This is a genomic window from Paenibacillus sp. PL2-23 (genome assembly GCF_040834005.1).
Lineage (GTDB): Bacteria > Bacillota > Bacilli > Paenibacillales > Paenibacillaceae > Pristimantibacillus.
Genome location: NZ_CP162129.1, coordinates 2,596,887 through 2,610,643 on the forward strand (window position 1 = coordinate 2,596,887; position 13,757 = coordinate 2,610,643).

General features: G+C 53.5%; 17 protein-coding genes. 11 read left to right on the forward strand and 6 right to left on the reverse strand.

The window, feature by feature from the left end; genetic code table 11:
• Window positions 1-16: 16 nt before the first annotated feature.
• The 4 genes from AB1S56_RS10985 to AB1S56_RS11000 all read left to right on the forward strand — a co-directional run bounded on the left by AB1S56_RS10985 (window position 17) and on the right by AB1S56_RS11000 (window position 3,496).
• Window positions 17-1,063: a metal ABC transporter solute-binding protein, Zn/Mn family gene (locus AB1S56_RS10985; RefSeq protein ID WP_340867809.1), complete on the forward strand. Its 1,047-nt coding sequence runs from the start codon at window positions 17-19 to the stop codon at window positions 1,061-1,063.
• Between the two features lie 63 nt (window positions 1,064-1,126).
• On the forward strand, window positions 1,127-1,951 hold the full coding sequence (locus AB1S56_RS10990) for an ABC transporter ATP-binding protein (RefSeq protein WP_340867808.1): 825 nt from the start codon (window positions 1,127-1,129) through the stop codon (window positions 1,949-1,951).
• Window positions 1,935-2,741 carry a metal ABC transporter permease gene (locus tag AB1S56_RS10995; protein WP_340867807.1) on the forward strand — a complete coding sequence of 269 codons (807 nt, stop codon included), beginning with the start codon at window positions 1,935-1,937 and terminating at the stop codon, window positions 2,739-2,741. The genes AB1S56_RS10990 and AB1S56_RS10995 overlap by 17 nt, the downstream gene beginning before the upstream one ends.
• A 38-nt stretch (window positions 2,742-2,779) precedes the next feature.
• Window positions 2,780-3,496: a cytochrome c biogenesis protein CcdA gene (locus AB1S56_RS11000; RefSeq protein WP_340867805.1), complete on the forward strand. Its 717-nt coding sequence runs from the start codon at window positions 2,780-2,782 to the stop codon at window positions 3,494-3,496.
• Here AB1S56_RS11000 and splB read toward each other — a convergent pair whose 3' ends face one another.
• Window positions 3,497-4,567: a spore photoproduct lyase gene (gene splB, locus AB1S56_RS11005; protein WP_340867804.1), complete on the reverse strand. Its 1,071-nt coding sequence runs from the start codon at window positions 4,565-4,567 to the stop codon at window positions 3,497-3,499.
• Window positions 4,568-4,776: 209 nt separating this feature from the next.
• On the opposite strand from splB, the gene mntR reads away from it, so the two are divergent.
• Window positions 4,777-5,202: a transcriptional regulator MntR gene (gene mntR / locus AB1S56_RS11010; protein WP_340867803.1), complete on the forward strand. Its 426-nt coding sequence runs from the start codon at window positions 4,777-4,779 to the stop codon at window positions 5,200-5,202.
• Window positions 5,203-5,361: 159 nt separating this feature from the next.
• Here mntR and AB1S56_RS11015 read toward each other — a convergent pair whose 3' ends face one another.
• Together AB1S56_RS11015 and AB1S56_RS11020 are read right to left on the reverse strand one after the other, a co-directional pair.
• Window positions 5,362-5,694, reverse strand: coding sequence for a hypothetical protein (locus AB1S56_RS11015; RefSeq protein WP_340867802.1), 333 nt, complete (start codon window positions 5,692-5,694; stop codon window positions 5,362-5,364).
• A gap of 24 nt (window positions 5,695-5,718) precedes the next feature.
• Complete coding sequence (locus AB1S56_RS11020) at window positions 5,719-6,708, reverse strand: DUF1385 domain-containing protein (protein ID WP_340867801.1); 990 nt, start codon at window positions 6,706-6,708, stop codon at window positions 5,719-5,721.
• 206 nt (window positions 6,709-6,914) lie between these two features.
• Here AB1S56_RS11020 and AB1S56_RS11025 point away from each other — a divergent pair, with 206 nt between their 5' ends.
• The 5 genes from AB1S56_RS11025 to AB1S56_RS11045 all read left to right on the forward strand — a co-directional run bounded on the left by AB1S56_RS11025 (window position 6,915) and on the right by AB1S56_RS11045 (window position 11,041).
• Window positions 6,915-7,427, forward strand: a complete 513-nt coding sequence (locus AB1S56_RS11025; protein WP_340867799.1) for a YqhR family membrane protein — start codon at window positions 6,915-6,917, stop codon at window positions 7,425-7,427.
• A 91-nt stretch (window positions 7,428-7,518) separates the two neighbouring features.
• Complete coding sequence (gene aroQ, locus AB1S56_RS11030) at window positions 7,519-7,971, forward strand: type II 3-dehydroquinate dehydratase (RefSeq protein WP_340867797.1); 453 nt, start codon at window positions 7,519-7,521, stop codon at window positions 7,969-7,971.
• Window positions 7,972-7,984: 13 nt separating this feature from the next.
• Window positions 7,985-9,058: a Xaa-Pro peptidase family protein gene (locus tag AB1S56_RS11035; protein WP_340867795.1), complete on the forward strand. Its 1,074-nt coding sequence runs from the start codon at window positions 7,985-7,987 to the stop codon at window positions 9,056-9,058.
• A 28-nt stretch (window positions 9,059-9,086) separates the two neighbouring features.
• Entirely contained in the window at window positions 9,087-9,644 is a 558-nt protein-coding gene (gene efp / locus AB1S56_RS11040) for an elongation factor P (RefSeq protein ID WP_340867793.1), read from the forward strand.
• A 143-nt stretch (window positions 9,645-9,787) separates the two neighbouring features.
• Window positions 9,788-11,041, forward strand: coding sequence for an aspartate kinase (locus AB1S56_RS11045; RefSeq protein ID WP_340867791.1), 1,254 nt, complete (start codon window positions 9,788-9,790; stop codon window positions 11,039-11,041).
• 80 nt (window positions 11,042-11,121) lie between these two features.
• Here AB1S56_RS11045 and AB1S56_RS11050 read toward each other — a convergent pair whose 3' ends face one another.
• The 3 genes from AB1S56_RS11050 to AB1S56_RS11060 all read right to left on the reverse strand — a co-directional run bounded on the left by AB1S56_RS11050 (window position 11,122) and on the right by AB1S56_RS11060 (window position 13,264).
• Window positions 11,122-11,583, reverse strand: a complete 462-nt coding sequence (locus tag AB1S56_RS11050) for a DUF441 domain-containing protein (RefSeq protein ID WP_340867790.1) — start codon at window positions 11,581-11,583, stop codon at window positions 11,122-11,124.
• An 86-nt stretch (window positions 11,584-11,669) separates the two neighbouring features.
• Entirely contained in the window at window positions 11,670-12,392 is a 723-nt protein-coding gene (locus tag AB1S56_RS11055) for a 2-phosphosulfolactate phosphatase (protein WP_340867788.1), read from the reverse strand.
• A 44-nt stretch (window positions 12,393-12,436) separates the two neighbouring features.
• Window positions 12,437-13,264 carry a phosphosulfolactate synthase gene (locus AB1S56_RS11060; protein ID WP_340867786.1) on the reverse strand — a complete coding sequence of 276 codons (828 nt, stop codon included), beginning with the start codon at window positions 13,262-13,264 and terminating at the stop codon, window positions 12,437-12,439.
• Between the two features lie 138 nt (window positions 13,265-13,402).
• On the opposite strand from AB1S56_RS11060, the gene AB1S56_RS11065 reads away from it, so the two are divergent.
• Complete coding sequence (locus AB1S56_RS11065; protein WP_340867785.1) at window positions 13,403-13,669, forward strand: YqhV family protein; 267 nt, start codon at window positions 13,403-13,405, stop codon at window positions 13,667-13,669.
• The last annotated feature ends 88 nt before the right edge of the window (window positions 13,670-13,757 follow it).

Sequence of the window (13,757 nt, forward strand, 5' to 3'; positions counted from 1 at the left end):
ATCGGAGTGTATGGAGATGCGACATCAAATAAACGCGGCCATTGCGGCTGCAATTCTTATGTTGCTGCTTGCGGGCTGCGGCGGTTCCAATAACGACAATAACTCGGCTGCTGAGGGTACAGCCAATGCGACGGCTTCGCCGACGACAGGCGCAACCACAGCCCCGACTGCCGCAACGGAGGAGCCAACGCCTGCCCCAGAGCCTGCCCTGAAGGTGGTTACAAGCTTTTACCCGCTTTATTTCCTAGCGAGTGAAATCGGGGGAGAGCGAGCTGAGGTTGTGAACCTCATTGCCGCAGGCATCGAGCCGCATGATTGGACGCCGAAGAGCCGTGATTTGACGGTGGCGTCTGAGGCTGAGTTGCTGCTGTATCATGGGGTAGGCCTGGAGCAGTGGATGGATAACTTCCAGAAGGGACTGTCCAAGGACAGCAGCGTAGCGATCAAGGAGATGAGCGTCGGCATTCCGTTACTGGACGCAGACGAGGAGAGCACCTCGCATGATGAGCACGCTCATGAGCACGAGCATGGACATGACCATGCGATTGATCCCCATACCTGGGTCAGTCCCAAGTCGGCCATTATTCTTGCCGGCAATGTAAAAGACGCGCTGATCGAAGCCGATGCCGACAACCGGGAATATTATGAAGCTAACTATGAAGCGCTGCTTGGCAAGCTGCAGAAGCTGGATGCGGATTATGAATCGGCCCTCAAGTCCGTTACGCAAAAAAACCTGGTTGTGTCCCATCAAGCGTTCGGCTACCTGGCCCATGATTACGGCCTTAAGCAGGTCGCTATAATGGGTCTAAGCCCAGAGGCGGAGCCAAAGGCGCAGGACCTGCTCCGTATCGCGAAGTTCGTGAAGGAAAACGGCGTTCGTTATGTGTTTTTCGAGGAGCTGGTGTCTGATCAGCTGGCCAAGACGCTCGCGAGCGAGGCGGATGTGGACACGATGGTGCTGAATCCGCTGGAAGGCTTGACCAAGGAGCAGGAGAAGGCGGGAGAGACCTATCTGTCTCTTATGGAACGAAACTTGCAAAATTTGATTCAAGGCTTACAATAAAGAGGATTGCGAATGGCGGAGCTGACCCACAGCTCCACTTTTTGCTGTAAGGAGGGAAAGTCCATGCCAGAGCTTCAGACAATGAAAAACGTCGATGCAAGCTGCCATCGCGAGGTCATAAGCGTGGAGGGAGTGTCGTTCTCGTACCAGAACAAGCTGGTGCTGCAGGATGTCAGCTTCGGCGTCAAGGAGCGGGATTTCATTGGCTTGATCGGAGCCAATGGCGCCGGCAAGACGACGCTGCTCCGTATGATCGTTGGACTGCTTAAGCCAAGCGCGGGACAAATTCGTTTGTTCGGACAGCCCCTGCAGTCGTTCAAGGATTGGGAGCGAGTGGGCTATGTGCCACAGAAGAACGCGCTGAACCCGCAATTTCCGGCGACGGTGCGAGAGGTGGTGCTGTCCGGCTTATACGGGAGCAAAGGCTTGTTCAAGCGACTGTCCAAAGCGGATCACACCAAGGCGGAGGACGCTCTGGACGCGATGGGCATTATGGATCTGCACGAGAAGAAGATCGGCCAGCTGTCCGGCGGACAGCAGCAGCGGGTATTTCTGGCGCGAGCGCTCATTAACAATCCATCGCTTCTCATACTGGACGAGCCCACTGTCGGCATTGATGCCGAAACTCAGGAAAGCTTCTTTCATATGATCAAGCATATGCATCAGCATCATAATATGACGTTCCTAATGGTTACACACGATATGGAGATGATTCGCAATTATCTGGGCCAGGAGCCTGCGTCTTCCGCAGGCAAGCTGAAGTTTCATATTCGCCATTCGCATGACACCCAGAACTGCGTCGAAAGCGATTTGGCGCATAGTCTCAAGGAGCTGAGGGAGCAGATGGACAGCGGGAGAGAGGTTGTTTTGGTTGGAGATCGTAACTAGCGAGTTTTTTCAAAGAGCGCTGCTTGGCGGCCTGCTGATTGGCATTACAGCGCCGCTTATGGGATTTTTCCTTGTGCTGCGCAGGTTGTCCATGATTGGAGATGCCTTGTCTCATGTAGCCATTGCGGGAGTGGCGCTTGGTTTTCTAACCAATCTCTACCCCATTGCTGTGGGATTGCTGTTCGCGATTGCGGCATCCTTCGCGATTGAGAAGCTGCGCAAGGCGTACAAGACCTACGCCGAGTTGTCCCTGGCTATTATTATGGCGGGCGGGATTGGCCTGGCATCCATTCTATTCACCGCTGGGGACAGCATGATGGACGTCAACAGCTACCTGTTCGGCAGCATCTATACGCTGGACGGGACGGATTTGTATACAATTGGCATTGTGACGGCAATCGTGCTTATTGTAATGATCTCGCAATCCAAAGCGCTGTTCCTGCTTACCTTCGACGAGGAGGCGGCTTCTGTCAGCGGCTTGCCCGTCCGATACTATAATGTTATGATTAGCGTGCTTACGGCTCTGGTCATAAGCGTGGCCATCAAGATTGTCGGGGCGCTGCTGGTGTCAGCCTTGCTTACCATACCTGCTGCCTGCAGCCTGATTATCGCAAGAAGCTTCAGGTCAGGCATGATGATCGTTATTGCTGTTGGGGAGCTGGCCGTCATTGCCGGACTTATGATTGCCGGCGTCTGGAACCTGGCTCCGGGAGGCACCATTGTCCTGCTGCTTATTGCAATGCTGCTGCTGCTCCTGCTGTTCAAACGAAGCTTCCGCGCAGGCGGGTAGTCGGCGACACGAGACACGCCAGAGAGAGGTGTTCAAGCTTGACTGACGTTAATATGTGGCTGGCATTCGGAGCGGGATTCGCTTCCTTCGTTTCCCCCTGCTGTCTGCCCTTGTACCCGTCTTATTTGTCCTACATAACCGGCATATCCGTCGCAGAGCTGAAGGACGCCCAGCGTATGACCGCCAAAAAACGCATGCTCATGATGACGCATACGTTGTTTTTTGTGCTGGGCTTCTGCACGGTCTATTACACGCTTGGATACGGAACAAACGTATTCAGCGAGTTTTTCAGCGAATATAACGTCCTTATTCGGCAATTATCGGCTATTCTGATTATATTGATGGGCTTGTTCCTTATGGGTATATTCCAGCCGCGTCTGCTGATGAAGGAGCGCAGAATGGACTTTGTGCCCAAAAAAGCGAGCTACGTTGGCTCATTCATATTCGGAATTGGCTTCTCCGCGGGCTGGACCCCATGCATCGGTCCGGCTTTGACAGCCATCCTTGGCCTTGCGGCTTCGGAGCCAGGCACATGGTTTACCTTGACTACCGCTTATGCTCTCGGCTTTGCGATTCCTTTTTTTGTGCTTGCTTTTTTCCTGGGCACGGCCAAGTGGATTCTTCGCTACTCCTCGCTCGTGATGAAAATCGGCGGCGCCGTAATGATTCTGATGGGCATTCTTCTCTTCACGGATCAAATGACCAAAATTACGATTTGGCTTAACCTGATTACGCCGGAATGGATGAAGTTTTAGTCATGTGAAGTATTCGATTCGCGATTCTGGAAAACGCTCGAAGACGTGCTCCGATATAAACATGCGGAGCGCGTCCGCTTGTTCGTCGGGATACACATATTTGCCTTGCCCCCAGCGTCCCCATTTGTATTTGCGCTTCTCGATATCCATCTCAAGCTTTGTTTTGGGATACCGTTTTTCGATCACGTTTTTGGCTGTTTTAGTGAAGCGGTGCTGGATCAGCTCGAAGGTCAGATCCCCTCTCGCGTCATGAGGCAGCGCTTGATCCAAGGACTCCAGCAGCTCGGCGTAACCTTCCTGCCAGCCCTCGTGCCAAATAATGGGCGCAATAATGAAGCCGATGGGGTAGCCTGCAGCGGCGCATTTGGCAGCCGCTTCGATCCGCTGCTCGAAACGCGACGTTTTGGGCTCGAAATGCTTGATGACGTATTTGCTGTTCACGCTGAACCGAATTCGCGTATGTCCGTTATGCTTGGCATCCAGCAACGAATCGACATGATGGAATTTCGTGACAAAGCGCAGCCTGCCCAAGGACTGATTCCCCATAAATTCAATGACCTCCCGCAAGCTTCCCGTAATGGGCTCCAGTCCTACAGGGTCCGAGGTGCAGGCGGCTTCAAACCGAGTGATTTCAGGCGCTCTTTCATCCAGATATCCCTGTGCAGCCTCCAGAATGTCGTCCATGTTAACGTAAACCCGAATATAAGGCTTCGCTCCCAGGGTGGTCTGCAGGTAGCAATAATGGCAATGGGCCATGCAGCCGGTTGCGATAGGGATCGCATATTCCGCTGAGGGCTTGGAGGTGTCAAATTTCAACGTTTTGCGAAGCCCTACAACTAATGTTTGCTTGGCGATCTTGTATTGCTCAAGCTCGGTGTCGCCCGGCAAATTGGTAATGCGGTTGTGGGAGGTGGTCATACGGTAAGGGATGCCTTCTCGGGTGACCCAATCGAAGATTTGGCGTCCCTTGGGATAATCAAGTGATGCCGGCTCGAAATACACAAGCTCAGGGACAAAGGAAAGTGACGAACGATCGACGCGAGGCGGCCGTTCTTGCAGCTGTTGAACCATGTGGGCGACCCCCTTGTAGGCTGTAGTGGCAATGAGTGCTCCTGTGCTGTTAGTATGCTTGCGGGCTGCCCTGTATAGTCTGGAAACTTCAAGCTTGGCCCCCGATAAGCGGCCGCTGTTCCCACTTCGGGTTGCAGACTGCAGGAATTACAGTGTATGATACTTAGAGCAACGCCGAGGCGTAGTAAGAATGGTTAGGAGGTTCTAAGGTGCCGACTCCGAGCATGGAAGACTACTTGGAACGAATCTATAAACTGATTGACGAAAAAGGATATGCTCGTGTGTCCGATATTGCGGAAGGGCTTGAAGTGCATCCCTCCTCCGTTACAAAGATGATTCAGAAGCTGGATAAGGACAACTACCTCATCTATGAGAAATACAGGGGGCTTGTTCTCACCAATAAAGGCAAGAAGATGGGGAAGAGGCTTGTTGACCGACATCACTTGCTGGAGTCGTTTTTGACAACAATCGGCGTCCAGGAGGAAAATATTTATAAGGATGTTGAGGGAATCGAGCATCATCTGAGCTGGGATTCCATTACCTGCATCGAAACGCTTGTCGAATACTTCAGAAGAGACAGCGCCAGATTGGACGAGCTGAAGGCTCTGCGCTCGCTGATGGATGAGACGGAATAATACATACCACCAAGCGTAAACGGCTGCACCGTCCTTTGGCGGAGCAGCATACGTTACGCGTTGAAATATAAGCCCAGTATAGAGAAAACGTATACTTTCTTATATTTGCACAAGGAAGGTCAGCGGAGCATCATGCTCCGCTGACCTTCTTTGCGTTCTCTAATGATATTTGGGGGTATCGTCGTCGTCCTTGCCGCCTTCGATAACTCGGAAGGGCACGTTGCGGGACTTGGGACGATTACCTTTGGGCTTCTGCTTCGGCGCGGCGGACGCCGAGGCGCTGTGCTTCACATAGCTCGGACCCCTGCGCTTGCCCCCCAGAAAGGACGGTGGATACTTGTACAGAAGGAAGATTCCTCCCAGTATAACGATGGGCAGCAGGAAGCTTATAAGATTGTCCATAAGTCCTACAATCAATCCGATGACGAATAGGGCGACTAGAATAATGGCCCATACATCCCATTTGCCGGGACGCTTCGAGCGATTGAACATCGTAAATCACGCCTTTCGTTCAAATTACGAGGTTGTGGTCATTTGACGGTCAAGCTCTCTCATTCTATTGAAGGAAGCGATCGATACGGCTACCTGGTCATCCTTGGGCTCCTTGGTCGTCAGCAGTTGCAGCCATAGACCGGGGTATCCCAAGTAACGCAGCACGGGCAAATCCCGCATTGCGTTAGTGACGCGCAGAACTTCATACGAAACGCCAAGCACGACGGGCAGCAGGGCAAGCCGGATGACAACGCGCTCCCAAATCGTGTCCCAAGTGAAGAAGGGCAGCGAATAGATAACAACGCCGACAAGGACTGTGAATACGATAAAGCTGGAGCCGCAGCGGTAATGGAGTCTGCTGTACTTCTGCACATTGCTAACCGTCAGCTCTTCGCCGGCTTCATATGCGCTGATCACCTTATGCTCGGCTCCGTGGTATTGGAACAGCCGCTTAATGAGCGGCGTGAGCGAAATAAAATACAGGTAAGCCAGAAGCATAATGATTTTGATAAGACCCTCTATTAAATTATGACCGATGGTGCTTTCGAATAACCCCTCGAACAGCAGCGATTCCAGAATGGCGGGAACGCCAGTGAAGATGACTTTGCCCGCTATAAAAGAAAGAACGCCTGCGACCGCTACGCTAACAATCATGCCTGCGCTGAAGCCGCTTTTTTTGTCCTCCTGGGGTGCCGCCGCAGCCGTCTGCGCCTTGGCTTCGTTCGAGCCGGAGGCGGCTTCCTCCTCCGCGGCTTCGTCCTCCGCATATTTCTCCATCGAAAAATTTAAATGCTGAGAGCCCTTCGCGCTGGAGTCCAGAATGCCGGCAACGCCTCGGACAAACGGAATTTTTTTGAGCGGCTGCATCCAGCGGCTGGTTTTGCGAGGAACCTCGTAAAAGACGATTTCGTCGTTCTTGCGCCGAACGGCCGTAACGTTCACATGTTTCCCGGCGAACATGACGCCTTCAATGACGGCTTGTCCGCCATAAATGTTCCGTGGATCTTGAGACAAGTGAGTGCCACCTTCCTTGATAGTTCTTCTATTCCGATATACTGCTATTGTACTTGATCTGATTCGCAAATGCACGCGAGGAGAACCAATCGAGGCAGGATGGCAAACGGTTAGGTTCGGCGGGATTATCGCATACTAGCGGTAGAGCTTCGGAAGCCCTTCCCATGGGATTGAAGACAAGAAGAGCGAATAAAGGAGAGAGCAGCATGCATAAGCAAGCGGGTTCAAAGTCGCATGACAAGGAGAAGAGGCATCGCACCAGTCCGTGGCTGTTCCCCATGAGAATTGGCCTCTTTGCGGGATTGTTTTTTGGCGTATTGCGGTGGATTTGCTACGAAATGAATTTTACGAGAGTGATTCCAGGCTTTCTGCTGGACAATTTCCTGGATCAGGCCTTCCTGCTCACAGGCTGGGGCATCCTGATCAGCATCATTGGATTTATGGTATTCTCCGTTTTGATGGCGCTGTTGTACAAGGTGATCCTGGGCAAGCTCAAGGGACCTTGGGCCGGCATCTTCTATGGCCTCGCTTGGTGGGCGATCATCTTCGCCGCTGTCGGTCCGCTTCTCGGCATGACGGGGTGGCTCAATGAAATCGGCTGGAATACCATCTTCACAGAGGCCTGCATCTTCACGATTTGGGGACTGTTTATCGGATTTTCCATCGCGTTCGAATTCACGGATGAGGCGTCGCGGGAGCCGATGGGAGCGAAGAGTTGACTTCTTACTTCTCAAGCGGAGGGCATTTGTGGTAAAATGTCTAATGATCTTGGAGAAGACCGGGATATAACGAAGCTTGGGGGGTTCAGGCATGCTCAGAATCGCAGTGCTTAACGGTCCTAACCTGAACATGCTGGGCATCAGGGAGCCTGGTGTATACGGCAGCGAGACGCTGGCGGGCATCGAGGCCATGGTGAAGTCTCGGGCGGACGAGCTGGGCGTACAGCTGTCGTTCTTCCAGACCAATCATGAAGGAGCGATGATTGACCGCATACAGGGCGCTTATGGCCAGGAGGACGGGATCATCATCAATCCCGGCGCATGGACGCATTACAGCTACGCCATTCGCGACGCCCTTAGCGCGGTCGCGCTGCCTGTTGTTGAGGTTCATTTGTCCAACATTCACAAGAGAGAAGCATTCAGGCATCATTCGGTGGTAGCCGCAGTGGCTGTCGGCCAAATTGCCGGTTTTGGCGCCCAGGGCTATCTCATGGCGCTGGATGCGCTGCACCGTACGCTGGGACGCGATAGCAGCAACGATTGAGAGGGAGAACCATATGACCATGGAGCGAGTACAAAGGCTGCGCGGGCTTCTGGACGAGAACGGCCTGGAGGCGCTGTTAATCGCAAGCCCGTACAATAGGCGGTACATAACGGGATTTACAGGATCTGCAGGTTATGCGCTCATCACTTCTGGGGCCAGCTATTTCCTGACCGATTTCCGATATCGGGTGCAGGCGGCGGAGCAGCTTCAAGGCTTTCAGGTCATTGAGCACGGCACAAGTCCGCTTGGCGACATTCGGTCGCTGCTGGAGAAGGCGGGCATTCATAAGCTTGGCTTCGAGCAGGAGCATGTAACCTACGGCGAATACCTGCAGTGGGGCGGAACGCTTCGCGGCATCGATTTGAAGCCGGCTGCTGGTCTTGTGGAGAAGCTGCGTATGATTAAGGATGACTCGGAGCTTCAGGTGATGCAGGAAGCGGCCGAGCTGGCCGACCGCACATTCAAGCATATTACCGGTGTGATTGCGACCGGGATGAAGGAGACGGACGTTGCGCTTGAGATGGAAGTGTTCATGCGCAGTCACGGAGCGACGAGCTCCTCCTTCGATACGATTGTCGCCTCCGGCGAACGATCGGCTCTGCCGCATGGCGTTGCCAGCAGCCGCCGCATCGGTACGGACGAATTCGTGAAGCTGGACTTCGGTGCGTATTACAATGGCTATTGCTCGGATTTAACGCGGACTGTCGTAATTGGCAAGCCGAGCGACAGACACAAGGACATCTACAGCATTGTCCTTGAGGCGCAGCTGCACGCGCTTGCTCACATCAAGCCAGGCATGACAGGCTTGCAAGCCGATGCTCTATGCAGGGATATTATTACGAAGTACGGCTACGGCGACAACTTTGGCCACGGCACGGGACATGGTCTCGGCATGGAAATTCATGAGGCGCCGCGCTTGTCCAAGCTTAGCGACACGATTTTAACCCCCGGCATGACTGTAACGGTTGAACCTGGCATCTACATCCCCGGCTTTGGCGGCGTGCGGATCGAGGATGACATCGTTATAACGGAATCCGGTATTAAAATATTGACCTCATCCCCGAAGGAACTTATCTGCCTGGGATAGGCACAACTTATTCAGGAGGGAATCAGCAATGATTTCAGTAAACGATTTTAAAACAGGCTTAACCGTACAAGTAGACAACGACATCTTCACCGTTCTGGACTTCCAGCATGTGAAGCCGGGCAAAGGCGCAGCATTCGTGCGTTCCAAGCTGAAAAACCTCCGCAACGGCAACGTCGTCGAAAAAACCTTCCGCGCCGGCGAAACGATCGGCCGCGCCCAAATCGAGAACCGCGCGGTTCAATATTTGTACAACTCCGGCAGCGAATACACGTTTATGGACAACGAGACGTTCGACCAGTTCAATCTGGACAAGAACCAGCTGGAGTGGGAGCTGAACTTCCTCAAAGAAAATATGAACGTTAATATCAGCAGCTACCAGGGCGAAATTCTTGGCATCCAAATGCCGAACAGCGTAGACCTGAAGGTTGTGGAGACGGAGCCAGGCGTGAAAGGCAACACAGCGCAGGGCGCTACCAAAAATGCCAAGGTCGAAACAGGCCTGAACGTGCAAGTGCCGCTCTTCATCAATGAAGGGGACGTTCTGCTCATCGACACTCGCGAAGGCAAATATATTTCCAGAGCGTAATCCATTTGGGCTCATAAGCCGCCGCACCTTGCCGATTCCGGTGAGGCCCGGCGGCTTTTTTGGTTAAATCTATACCCGTTTCCGGGCTCCTGTGCTATAATATTTACTTGTATGTAGATGTCAAGGTTGGGAGTGAGGCAGCTTTGTCTTTGATCGTGATGAAGTTTGGCGGCAGCTCTGTCGGTACGCCGGAGAGAATGCAGCGCGTGGCAAGACGCATATTGGAGCGTCAGCAGGAAGGTAACGATATTGTAGTCGTCGTCTCCGCTATGGGCGATACGACTGACGATCTGATTGATCAATCCAAGGGACTGAACTTAAACCCGCCTACCCGGGAGATGGATATGCTCATGACCGTCGGCGAGCAAATTTCGATTTCGTTGCTTGCGATGACTATACACCAGCTGGGCGGTAAAGCGATGTCATTTACAGGCTGGCAGGCTGGTATGCAGACGGACAGCGTGTTTGGCAAAGCCAAAATTACGGATATTCAGCCGCAGCGCATTAACAGTGCGCTTGAAGACGGCAACATTGCGGTAGTCGCAGGGTTTCAGGGCATGAGTCCGGAGGGTGAAATTACGACGCTTGGCCGTGGAGGCTCGGATACGACTGCGGTCGCGCTTGCAGCCGCTCTGCAGGCGGATGTATGCGAAATCTATACGGACGTGGACGGCGTCTATTCAACAGATCCGCGCGTAGTTAAAAACGCGCGCAAGCTGAATGAAATTTCGTATGATGAAATGCTGGAGCTGGCGAATTTGGGAGCGGCTGTGCTGCACCCTCGCGCGGTGGAGTACGCGAAGCATTATAACGTAAAGCTCGTTGTTCGTTCGAGCTTCACCCAAAATGAAGGTACAAGTGTGAAGGAGGATGCGGTCATGGAGCAAGGGGTTGTCGTACGCGGCATCGCATTTGACAAAAACGTAGCAAGAATTAGCATTATGGGCGTCGAGGACGTGCCGGGAGTGCTCGCCAACGTATTTGGCGCCCTGGCCCAAAACGGCATCGACGTGGACATCATTGTGCAGAGCGGAGTGCAGGACGGCAAGGCTGATTTCTCCTTCACTGTGTCGGGCGATGATCGGGAGAAGGCGATTGGCGTGATTGAAGGCATTCGTGGGGCTGTGCCTTATCGGGAGACAACCTCGGAGGCGGGTCTCGTGAAGGTATCCATTGTCGGCGCTGGCATGGTCAGCAATCCGGGCGTTGCGGCACAGATGTTCAATGCCATCTCCGGGCTAGGAGTCAGCATTAAGATGGTAAGTACCTCGGAGATTAAGTGCTCCTGCGTAATCGACGCGCAGCCTCTGAATGATGTGGTTAGAGCGCTGCACACAGCTTACGGGCTGGATACAGCGGAGCAGGCGTTTGTCGGCGGTCCTTCCGAACGCAGATAACCCAGTATAGAGAAAACTTATACTAACTTATATTTGAACAAAGGGTGTCCTCCGGGACACCCTTTGTTTGCGGATTGGCGTTATAATGGGCCGCCCAGCATTTTGAACAGCTTGTACAATATCGCTGTAATGCCGGCTGCCATAAGCGGACCAACGGGGATGCCGCGCAGGCACACGATGCCGGCTATGGAGCCGAGCACCAGACCCACGACGATCTGGGGATCGAACTTCAGCAGGTCCAACCCCTTGCTGTTAATATAGGTGGCGAGCGCGCCGCCCATTAACGCCAGAATGCCTGGCCAGGATGTCAGGACAGCAGTAAAATCCTTGAGCTGAATTTTGCCGGAGGCAAATGGGACAAGCACGCTGAGCGTCAGAAAGAGCAGGCCGAGCTCAAGTCCGCGGCGTTCGATCGTCGGCAAATATCGCTCCAGATGAACGAGCTTCACAGCCAGCAGCAGACAAGCTGCCGTCGCCAGGATTGGAGATCGGCCAATGACGCCTATCACAATGAGTACAACAAGAATGATTTCACCTATCATGGGGCAGAGCTCCTGTCTTGGATTAAGACGGCGAGCCCTTGGGGCCGCCTACGCTCATTATATGGACGAGGTCTCTGCATTATGTCTTAAGAGATAGACCGCCTCACTATGATTTGTTCCCCATTCAAGCATGGCACGATTGGCAGCGAATCCACATTCGCGCAGTCGTCGATATCTCCCTTCGACCCCAGCTTCTGCAGCCTTCTGCCGGATTGGCCGGAGCGCAGCGTCTCCAGAATGCGCGAAGCGCGTTCCCGGTACATGGCATGCATCGCAAACCCAAAATCGTCGCATTCAATAGGTGCCGGGCTGATTGCTTTCATATGCTCCACAAGCAGACCCGCGCATAAGCCGTCTTCGATGGCGAAGTCGTCATGGCTGCCGGCGCATAATATAACGACGTCCCGCTTCAGCTCCACAGCAGCGCGCGCGCATGCTTCTGCGTTCAGCAGGGACGCGGCGAGGACATAGTCCGCTCGCATCGATTTGTGAATGGCTCTTGTGCCATTCGTTGTCGTCAGGATGACTCTGCGTCCCTTCACGGCGAGCTCGGAATATTCCTTCGGGGAATTGCCTAGATCAAAGCCGGCGATCTTGCGGCAGAACCGCTCTCCGCCCATCACGTCGCCAGGCCGCTGCATCGCCCGGGCATCCATAACTGTTTCCGCGGGAACAATGCTGGCCGCCCCAGCCGATAGTGCGGTCACGATCGTGCTGGTGGCACGAAGCACATCGATGGCGATTGCCGTTTTTTGCGTAAATTTAGCCGAGCAGGCTTCCTTCACGCTGGATATGACTTGGACCTGCATGATCTGTTTCCTTCCTTCTCCAAAAAGGTCAATCCCATATGGATTTAAATCATATAATCGGTGAAAGCCGGGCGCTGCCCGAAGTGGAAGGTATCGGACCTTAAGCCTCTGCGCATGGCTTCAAGGGATAGCGCATCCGCGGGCGCGATATTGCCCAGATGCACGGAAGCTCCGAACTGGAGCAGCAGCTCCGCTTGCTGGCTCTTGAGGGGGGCCTCCCACATGAGCGCGCCGCTTTGCCCGATTTTTTGCAATACCTCATCCAGTACATCGGTCCTGCACTCGCCATTCTTGTCGAATAAGCCGACATTAGTCCCCGATTCTCTCGCTTCTACCGTCACCAGCTCCGCTCCGGCTTCCCAATCGCAATGTGCGGTGAAGGCCAGCTCCTCGGGGTCGATGAGCGAGCCCGCGGCTTTTTTGCCATATTCGGTAGTGACCGTCAGGTCCCGCCTTGCGCATTCCTTGATCAGCCTCGTTCTCCGGATACGGTCGATCTCGATGGTGCCGTCCGACACCTCTACGCCGGTGAAGCCAAGCGAGCATATCGTATCCAGAAAAGAGCCAACGGCGCCTTGCTCTATCGCAGCCTCCAGCAGCGTGCCTCCCGGCATGGTAATGACGCCGCGGGCGGTCGCCAGCTGCAGCTTCTCGCGAAGCAGCTCCTGGTCATACAGCACGGCCGTACCAAAGCCCAGCTTTACAATATCGACGTAAGATCCGGCGACCTCCAAAAAATCCTTGAACGCATAAAGTCCCATGCCTTTGTCGATAACCATCGTTTTGCCAAGTCCTTGGCTTCGAGCTTGGCCGCGCTTGCAGCTAGGGTCTTGCAACAGCGGATGCCAGTTGTCCAGTTCGGCAATTCTCATCTTTCCCATTCTCCCCGCATGCTTGATGAATGTACCCTTCACTATATGCAGCCCTCGCTGGGCTGGTGTCCGTCATGAAAGGAAGACAAGCAAGCATATAGATAAGCATGACGTTAAGAACGAAGGGGGGTGACGGGATTGCTGAACAAAATTGTCCTGAGCATGGCGATGCTTCGTTTGCTGTCGGGCAGCATTGAGATATGCGCGGCACTCATCATGCTCCGCTTCAATCAAATTGACAAGGCGCTCCTCGTCAATTCATCGCTGGCGCTTGTCGGTCCGCTTGTCCTGCTCGCAACAACGACGATTGGGCTGGTAGGGCTGTCAGATAAGCTCTCCGCCTCCAAATTCATATGGGTGGCTGTGGGCGTTACTTGTCTCATGATCGGCATATTAAAAAAATAGTAGAGTTCCTATTCTATCGATTTCATTCATAAATTCATAAGACAAGCATACATATGTAACGACATCAGACTTTGCGTAACAACTTAGA

Coding starts and splice junctions, on each gene's coding strand:
- AB1S56_RS11015 (WP_340867802.1), bottom strand. CDS start 5,694: ATGTTCAATCGCTCGAAGCGTCCCGGCAAATGGGATGTATGGGCCATT.
- AB1S56_RS11035 (WP_340867795.1), top strand. CDS start 7,985: ATGACCATGGAGCGAGTACAAAGGCTGCGCGGGCTTCTGGACGAGAAC.
- AB1S56_RS11050 (WP_340867790.1), bottom strand. CDS start 11,583: ATGATAGGTGAAATCATTCTTGTTGTACTCATTGTGATAGGCGTCATT.
- efp (WP_340867793.1), top strand. CDS start 9,087: ATGATTTCAGTAAACGATTTTAAAACAGGCTTAACCGTACAAGTAGAC.
- AB1S56_RS11060 (WP_340867786.1), bottom strand. CDS start 13,264: ATGAGAATTGCCGAACTGGACAACTGGCATCCGCTGTTGCAAGACCCT.
- aroQ (WP_340867797.1), top strand. CDS start 7,519: ATGCTCAGAATCGCAGTGCTTAACGGTCCTAACCTGAACATGCTGGGC.
- splB (WP_340867804.1), bottom strand. CDS start 4,567: ATGGTTCAACAGCTGCAAGAACGGCCGCCTCGCGTCGATCGTTCGTCA.
- AB1S56_RS10990 (WP_340867808.1), top strand. CDS start 1,127: ATGCCAGAGCTTCAGACAATGAAAAACGTCGATGCAAGCTGCCATCGC.
- AB1S56_RS11055 (WP_340867788.1), bottom strand. CDS start 12,392: ATGCAGGTCCAAGTCATATCCAGCGTGAAGGAAGCCTGCTCGGCTAAA.
- AB1S56_RS11025 (WP_340867799.1), top strand. CDS start 6,915: ATGCATAAGCAAGCGGGTTCAAAGTCGCATGACAAGGAGAAGAGGCAT.
- AB1S56_RS10985 (WP_340867809.1), top strand. CDS start 17: ATGCGACATCAAATAAACGCGGCCATTGCGGCTGCAATTCTTATGTTG.